The sequence below is a fragment of the Parvibaculum sp. genome (assembly GCF_045863935.1).
In the GTDB taxonomy this organism is placed as follows: domain Bacteria; phylum Pseudomonadota; class Alphaproteobacteria; order Parvibaculales; family Parvibaculaceae; genus Parvibaculum.
Genome location: NZ_BTVP01000071.1, coordinates 1 through 6,591, shown reverse-complemented (window position 1 = coordinate 6,591; position 6,591 = coordinate 1). Strand labels below are relative to the sequence as shown.

The 6,591-nt window shown below is 63.1% G+C and carries 8 protein-coding genes and 1 tRNA gene; 4 read left to right on the top strand and 5 right to left on the bottom strand.

All coding sequences use genetic code 11. The features are described 5' to 3' along the window. Positions 1-113: 113 nt before the first annotated feature. The 3 genes from ACKUUH_RS16915 to ACKUUH_RS16905 all read left to right on the top strand — a co-directional run bounded on the left by ACKUUH_RS16915 (position 114) and on the right by ACKUUH_RS16905 (position 2,847). Positions 114-926: an enoyl-CoA hydratase gene (locus ACKUUH_RS16915; protein WP_407951061.1), complete on the top strand. Its 813-nt coding sequence runs from the start codon at positions 114-116 to the stop codon at positions 924-926. Continuing rightward, complete coding sequence (locus ACKUUH_RS16910) at positions 923-1,357, top strand: CoA-binding protein (RefSeq protein WP_407951060.1); 435 nt, start codon at positions 923-925, stop codon at positions 1,355-1,357. The genes ACKUUH_RS16915 and ACKUUH_RS16910 overlap by 4 nt, the downstream gene beginning before the upstream one ends. A gap of 215 nt (positions 1,358-1,572) precedes the next feature. Then, positions 1,573-2,847, top strand: coding sequence for an O-acetylhomoserine aminocarboxypropyltransferase (locus tag ACKUUH_RS16905; RefSeq protein WP_407951059.1), 1,275 nt, complete (start codon positions 1,573-1,575; stop codon positions 2,845-2,847). Between the two features lie 239 nt (positions 2,848-3,086). Here ACKUUH_RS16905 and ACKUUH_RS16900 read toward each other — a convergent pair whose 3' ends face one another. Then, positions 3,087-4,121, bottom strand: coding sequence for a COX15/CtaA family protein (locus tag ACKUUH_RS16900; protein WP_407951058.1), 1,035 nt, complete (start codon positions 4,119-4,121; stop codon positions 3,087-3,089). A gap of 115 nt (positions 4,122-4,236) precedes the next feature. Between ACKUUH_RS16900 and ACKUUH_RS16895 the strand changes: the two genes are divergently transcribed. Continuing rightward, on the top strand, positions 4,237-4,494 hold the full coding sequence (locus ACKUUH_RS16895) for a DUF2842 domain-containing protein (RefSeq protein WP_407951057.1): 258 nt from the start codon (positions 4,237-4,239) through the stop codon (positions 4,492-4,494). 194 nt (positions 4,495-4,688) lie between these two features. Here the strand turns inward: ACKUUH_RS16895 and ACKUUH_RS16890 are convergent. The 4 genes from ACKUUH_RS16890 to ACKUUH_RS16875 all read right to left on the bottom strand — a co-directional run. Continuing rightward, positions 4,689-4,765, bottom strand: a tRNA-Pro gene (locus tag ACKUUH_RS16890). A gap of 117 nt (positions 4,766-4,882) precedes the next feature. After that, entirely contained in the window at positions 4,883-5,350 is a 468-nt protein-coding gene (locus ACKUUH_RS16885; RefSeq protein WP_407951056.1) for a MerR family transcriptional regulator, read from the bottom strand. A 73-nt stretch (positions 5,351-5,423) separates the two neighbouring features. Then, entirely contained in the window at positions 5,424-5,741 is a 318-nt protein-coding gene (locus ACKUUH_RS16880) for an integration host factor subunit alpha (RefSeq protein WP_407951055.1), read from the bottom strand. 150 nt (positions 5,742-5,891) lie between these two features. Further along, the coding region (locus ACKUUH_RS16875; RefSeq protein WP_407951054.1) for a beta-ketoacyl-ACP synthase III at positions 5,892-6,591 on the bottom strand (700 nt) is incomplete at its 5' end.

Below are 6,591 nucleotides of genomic sequence, written 5' to 3'. Positions count from 1 at the left end.
CATCCATGATCCTTGCGCCGCTTTTACCCCATGCCGCTCCCCTCCCCCAACACCTGACTCTCCCGCCCCGCCCCGCTATGCTCCCTCACAAACCAGAACCGGGAGACGCCCCCATGAGCCAGCCCGTCGAAAAACCCGCCACCCTCCTCCTCCGCGAGGACGCGAACGGCATCGCCCGCCTCACGCTCAACCGGCCGCAACAGCGCAACTCGCTCTCCATGAGCCTCATGGAAGACCTCGCCGCCGAATTCGCTCGCATCGCGAACGACGGATCCGTCCGCGCCGTCGTGCTCGCGGGCGCCGGTCCCGCCTTCTGCGCCGGCCACGACCTGAAGGAACTCACCGCCGCCCGCAACCAGCCGGATCGCGGCCGCGCTTTCTTCGCGAAGACGATGCAGCAATGCAGCGCGCTCATGCAGGCGATCGTGAACTGCCCAAAGCCCGTCATCGCCCGCATCCACGGCATCGCGACTGCGGCGGGCTGCCAGCTCGTCGCAAGCTGCGATCTCGCCGTCGCCGCCGAAGAGGCGAAATTCGCCACGCCCGGCGTCAATATCGGCCTCTTCTGCTCGACGCCCATGGTCGCCCTCTCGCGCAACGTGACCCGCAAGCACGCGATGGAAATGCTGCTGACGGGCGAAATGATCTCCGCCGCCCGCGCCGCCGAATTCGGCCTCGTGAACCGCGTCGTGCCGCAAGCGGAACTCGATGCCGCCGTCGCGCATTTTGCCGATGTGATCGCATCGAAATCCGCGCTCACGGTTTCCATCGGCAAGAAGGCTTTCTACGAGCAGCTCGAAAAGCCGCTCGCCGAGGCCTACGATTATGCGAGCGAAGTGATGGTGCGAAACATGCTCGCCCGCGACGCGGAAGAAGGCATCGGCGCCTTCATCGAGAAGCGCGATCCGAAATGGGAAGACCGATGACACCCCCTTCAAACGTAAATGAAGTCGAGCCCGGCGACGTCGAGCACATCCTGCGCAATACGAAACTCATCGCCCTTGTTGGCGCGAGCGCGAACCCCGCGCGCGACAGTCACGAGGTCATGCGTTTCCTGCAAGCGAAGGGCTACCGCGTCATTCCCGTCAATCCGGGCCTCGCGGGCAAGGAACTGAACGGCGAAAAAGTCTATGTCTCGCTCCGCGACATCCCGGAGAAGGTCGATATGGTGGACGTCTTCCGTAATTCCGAAGCGGCAGGCCCCGTCGCCGATGAAGCCGTCGAAATCGGCGCGAAATATGTCTGGATGCAACTGGGCGTCGTGAACGGCGAAGCCGCCGCCCGCGCCCGCGCCGCAGGCCTCCGCGTCGTCATGAACCGCTGCCCCAAAATCGAAATGCCGAGGCTGGGGATGTAGGATTTTTCTAATTTAAATGTCACCCCCGGGCTTGACCCGGGGGTCCAGTAGCCGCCAAAGGCGGCGTCTCGCTTCAAAAAACGCTTCTGGATCAAGAGAGCACGGAAAGAAGTCTTACGAAGAAAGACGGCGCGTACCGCGCCTTCTGGATTGCCGGGTCAAGCCCGGCAATGACAATACAGAGAACAACAAGCAGACCTGAACAAGAGGCAAAAATGACAGACCGCAAATTCGACACCCTCGCCATTCACGCCGGCGCGCAGCCCGACCCGACGACCAAGGCGCGCACGACACCGATCTACCAGACGACCTCCTTCGTCTTCGACGATGTCGATCATGCGGCCTCGCTCTTCGATCTCAAGGCCTTCGGCAACATCTACACCCGCATCACCAACCCGACGACCGCCGTGCTCGAAGAGCGCGTCGCGGCACTTGAAGGCGGCGCGGCCGCGCTTGGCGTCGCCTCGGGTCACGCCGCGCAGATGCTCACCTTCCACACCATGCTCTCGCCGGGCGACCGCTTCGTCGCCGCAAAGCAGCTCTATGGCGGCTCGATCAACCAGTTCGGCCATTCCTTCAAGAAGTTCGGCTGGGAAGTCGACTGGGCGGACGCAACCGATCCCGCCTCCATCAAGGCGGCCATCGGCCCGAAGACGAAAGCCGTCTTCATCGAAAGCCTCGCCAATCCCGGCGGCATCGTCACCGACATCGCCGCCATCGCGAAGGTCGCGCATGATGCGGGCATCCCCCTCATCGTCGACAACACACTCGCCTCTCCCTATCTCTGCCGCCCGCTCGAACACGGCGCCGACATCGTCGTCCATTCGGCGACGAAGTTCCTTGGCGGCCATGGCAATTCCATGGGCGGCATCATCGTCGACGGCGGCAAGTTCGACTGGTCGAAGTCCGGCAACTATCCGACGCTCTCGGAGCCCTGCGAGAGCTATCACGGCCTGAAAATCCACGAGACCTTCGGCCCCATCGCCTTCGCCATCGCCTGCCGCGTCCTCGGCCTGCGCGATCTCGGCCCCGCCATTTCGCCCTTCAATGCCTTCATGATCCTCACCGGCATCGAAACGCTGCCGCTGCGCATGCAGCGCCATTGCGACAATGCGCTGAAGGTTGCGAAGTTCCTCAAAGGCCACCCGAAGGTTTCCTGGGTGTCCTATGCGGGCCTCGACGGCGATCCCTACAATGCGCTCATGAAGAAATATTCGCCGAAGGGCGCGGGCGCCGTTTTCACCTTCGGCCTCAAGGACGGTTATGACGCGGGCGTGAAGCTCGTGAGCAACGTGGAACTGCTCAGCCACCTCGCCAATGTCGGCGACACACGGAGCCTCATCATCCACCCGGCCTCGACGACCCATCGTCAGTTGACGGATGAACAGAAGAAGTCGGCAGGCGCCGGCCCCGACGTCGTCCGCCTCTCCGTCGGCATCGAAGACGCCGGCGACATCATCGCCGACCTCGACCAGGCCCTGAAGGCGTAGCGGGCTCTTTCAAACATTCTGTCACCCCCGGGCTTGACCCGGGGGTCCAGAAGCCGCCATCGAGCGGCGTCCCTCTTCGCAAGACTCATGGGCAGCAATGTCGTCCAAAAAAGTTTTGCGAAAAGAGACGGCGCGTTCCGCGCCTTCTGGATTGCCGGGTCAAGCCCGGCAATGACGTGCTGTTTGGATAGTCAAAACCTTCTCTGCATTCTGCGCGACGCTTCGCGGCCTCGCCCGCCCTACTTCGCCAGCCTGTGCGCATGCCACACGGCAACGCCGAACACGATCATCGCGCCCGCCTGATGCATCGCGCCGAGCGGGATCGGCACCACCCAGAGCAGCGTCCAGATACCGAGCGCGGCCTGCGCGACGACGGCGGCAAGGAGAAGGTTCGCCGTCCCGGCCGCTTCCGTCTTCCGCGCGCGCCACGCATGCCATGCCGCGAGCGCCAGCAGCAGATAGGCTGTCATCCGGTGCTGGAACTGCACGGTGAGGTGGCTCTCGAAGAAATTGTGCCAGACGGGTTTCATCGCGAAGAGCCCGTCCGGAATGAAGGCGCCGGCCATCAGCGGCCAGCTGTTGTAGATGAGCCCCGCGCGAATGCCCGCCACGAAGGCGCCGAGGATCGTCTGCGCGAAGACGAGCACGATCAGCCCGAGCGCCGCCTTCGACAGCCCGCTCAGGAACCGCGTGCTCTTCCCATGCCACAGATCGAGCGCCGTCCAGATCAGCGCACCATAGATGATCGTCGCAAGGCCGAGATGCGCGGCGAGCCGGTACTGGCTCACCTCCGTCCGGTCGACGAGCCCGCTCTTCACCATCCACCAGCCGAGCGCACCCTGCGCGCCGCCCAGCACGAACAGGAAAATGAGTCTCGGCACCATCGCGCGCTCGATGCGCCGCGTCAGCGCAAACCAGATGAAAGGCGCGAGGAAGGCAAAACCGATCAGACGGCCGAGCAGCCTGTGGCTCCACTCCCACCAATAGATCGTCTTGAACTCGTCGAGCGTCATGCCCTTGTTGATGAGCTGGTATTGCGGGATCTGGCGGTAGAGGTCGAACTCCTCCTGCCAGTGCGCCTCGCTCATCGGCGGCAGCGCGCCGGTCACCGGCTTCCACTCGGTGATCGAAAGCCCGCTCTCGGTGAGCCGCGTCAGGCCACCCACCACCACCATGACGAAGACGAGCGCGGCCACGCCGAAGAGCCACCAGGCAATCGCGCGGCGATTCTCGTCGGCCCTCTCGACCGCGTTGATGCGTGGAAGAACGCTCATGGAAAATCTCTTACCCCGCCCATCCGCTCAAGCCTAGCCGCAAGCTGCCGCGACAGGTCGCCGCGCAAAAGCATGTAGCCTCTGCCCCGCTTTGCGCAAATCCCGCGAATGCCGTATGGAGAGCCATCCCGAAACGAAGACGCCCGGAGACGGCCCAATGCGCCTCGGCATCCGCACCCGCAAACTCATCGGCACGATCGTGCTCCTGACTTTCCTGGTGCTCTACTCGTTTCTGATCATGACGATCGCGGTGAGCGGACACCTGCCGGAGAACGGCCTGGTCCAGTTTCTCTACTACATCACCGCCGGTGTGATTTGGGCGTTTCCCGCCAAATACCTCATCGTCTGGATGGTCCGTCCCGACGAGGTGTAGAAGCGGACGCGCATCGGCGCCCGCCTTCCGTTTGTGACAGTACGATGACGTTCGTGTGACAGTCAGCCGAAACGGCCGGTCACGAGCTTGTTCAGCACGAAGATCGCAACGAGGAAAAGGAAGATCGGAAGAATCTGGCCAACCATCGGCACGGGCTCCTAAGGCTTTGCTGCGTCTACCCTTTCGGGCAGGAATGGTCGGAGCGGCCGGATTCGAACCGACGACCCCTTGTCCCCCAGACAAGTGCGCTACCGGGCTGCGCTACGCTCCGACGACCGGTACCGGGGCGAATCCGCCTCGGAGGCGCGGAATATAGACGCGCTGCCTCATTGCGGCAACGGGCCAAACCCGCATTTTTCAAGGAATTTTCGGGATTTTCAGAGCTTTCTCAGCTCTCCTCGTCCTCGCTCTCCCACAAGGTCTCGTCGATCTCGTCCTTGAGCGAGATGAGGTCTTCCAGCAGCACCTCCAGGCGCTTGCGGCCGCTCGCGGTCACGGGCTTTCCGGGGACCTCGCGCTCCTCCTGGTCGCCGCGCTCAACAGCCTCGCGCGCAAGCTCGGCGAGCGATGTGTCGACAGTCCCGCGTCCCGTTTCGGCGACGAACTTAAGGCCTTGTTCGCGAAAGACTTTCTGGACGCCTTTGATCGTGTAGCCGTCATTGTAGAGAAGCGTCCGGACGCCTCTCAGCAGGTCCACGTCCTCGGGCCGGTAATAGCGTCGCCCGCCGCCGCGCTTCAGCGGGCGGATCTGGTTGAACTTGCTCTCCCAGAAGCGCAGCACGTGCTGCGGCACATCGAGTTCGCTCGCGACCTCGCTGATGGTCCGAAAGGCATCGGGTGACTTTTGTACAGACAAATGAAGTCCCTGCTGGTCTTCTTCAATCCGATCTGCAAAGCCGGATCTGCTCAAGGACGCCTGCCCCCGAGAATTATTCAGCGGCCGCCGACTGCCCGCTATGCGTACCGTTGATGCGCTCCTTGAGCACATGGCTCGGCCGGAACACAAGCACTCGCCGTGGCTTGATCGGCACTTCCTCGCCGGTCTTGGGATTGCGTCCCATGCGGCCGCCCTTCTTGCGAACGGAGAACGAGCCGAACGACGAGAGCTTCACCGTGTCGCCCTTGGCAAGGCTGTCGGCAATCTCGGCCAGCACCAGTTCAACGAGTTCCGCGGACTCGTTTCGTGACAGACCGACTTCCTGATAGACCGCCTCGCTCAAATGCGCGCGCGTGACAGTGTCCCCCATGGCCTCCACCTCTGCAGTTTCGTTTTTCAGCCTATTGCTCGCCCGGAAACCCGTCAATATCAAAGGGATGGCCGTTTTCCCTGATGCAGCAGATTCAGGATATCCGCTAATTTTTTGAGGCGTTGTCACGCCTCTGGCGCATGTCCTCACCTAAAACCTGAACAGCAGCGAGCCCCAGGTAAAGCCGCCGCCCATCGCTTCCAGCAGCACGAGGTCGCCGCGCTTGATTCGTCCGTCCCTTACCGCCGTGTCGAGCGCCAGCGGAACCGAGGCGGCGGAAGTGTTGCCCTGCTCGCCAACCGTCATCACCACCTTCTCCGGCGGCAAGCCGATCCGCTTCGCTGTCCCGTCGAGAATGCGCTTGTTGGCCTGGTGCGGCACAAACCAGTCGATATCGTCCGCCGTCAGACCCGTGGCCGCAAGCGACTCGCTGATCGCCTCGGCGATGTTCACGACCGCGTGGCGGAACACCTCGCGCCCTTCCATGCGCACATGGCCAGTCGACTGCGTGGAGGAAGGCCCGCCATCGACATAGAGCTTGTCCTTGTAGCGCCCGTCCGAATGAAGATGCGCCGTCAGGACGCCCCGGTCGGCATTTGTCCCCGTCCCCGGCTCGCCCGTTACGATCACCGCGCCGGCCCCGTCGCCGAAAAGCACGCAGGTAGTGCGGTCGGTCCAGTCGAGCAGGCGCGAAAAGGTCTCCGCCCCGATCACCAGCGCCGTCTTCGACTGGCCGGTCTTGATGAACGTATCGGCAATGGTCATCGCATAGACGAAACCCGAACAGACCGCCTGAACGTCGAAGGCCGCGCCATGATGCAGGCCAAGCTCCGCCTGCACGGTCACGGCG

Coding starts and splice junctions, on each gene's coding strand:
- ACKUUH_RS16880 (WP_407951055.1), bottom strand. CDS start 5,741: ATGGGGGACACTGTCACGCGCGCGCATTTGAGCGAGGCGGTCTATCAG.
- ACKUUH_RS16905 (WP_407951059.1), top strand. CDS start 1,573: ATGACAGACCGCAAATTCGACACCCTCGCCATTCACGCCGGCGCGCAG.
- ACKUUH_RS16910 (WP_407951060.1), top strand. CDS start 923: ATGACACCCCCTTCAAACGTAAATGAAGTCGAGCCCGGCGACGTCGAG.
- ACKUUH_RS16900 (WP_407951058.1), bottom strand. CDS start 4,121: ATGAGCGTTCTTCCACGCATCAACGCGGTCGAGAGGGCCGACGAGAAT.
- ACKUUH_RS16895 (WP_407951057.1), top strand. CDS start 4,237: ATGGAGAGCCATCCCGAAACGAAGACGCCCGGAGACGGCCCAATGCGC.
- ACKUUH_RS16915 (WP_407951061.1), top strand. CDS start 114: ATGAGCCAGCCCGTCGAAAAACCCGCCACCCTCCTCCTCCGCGAGGAC.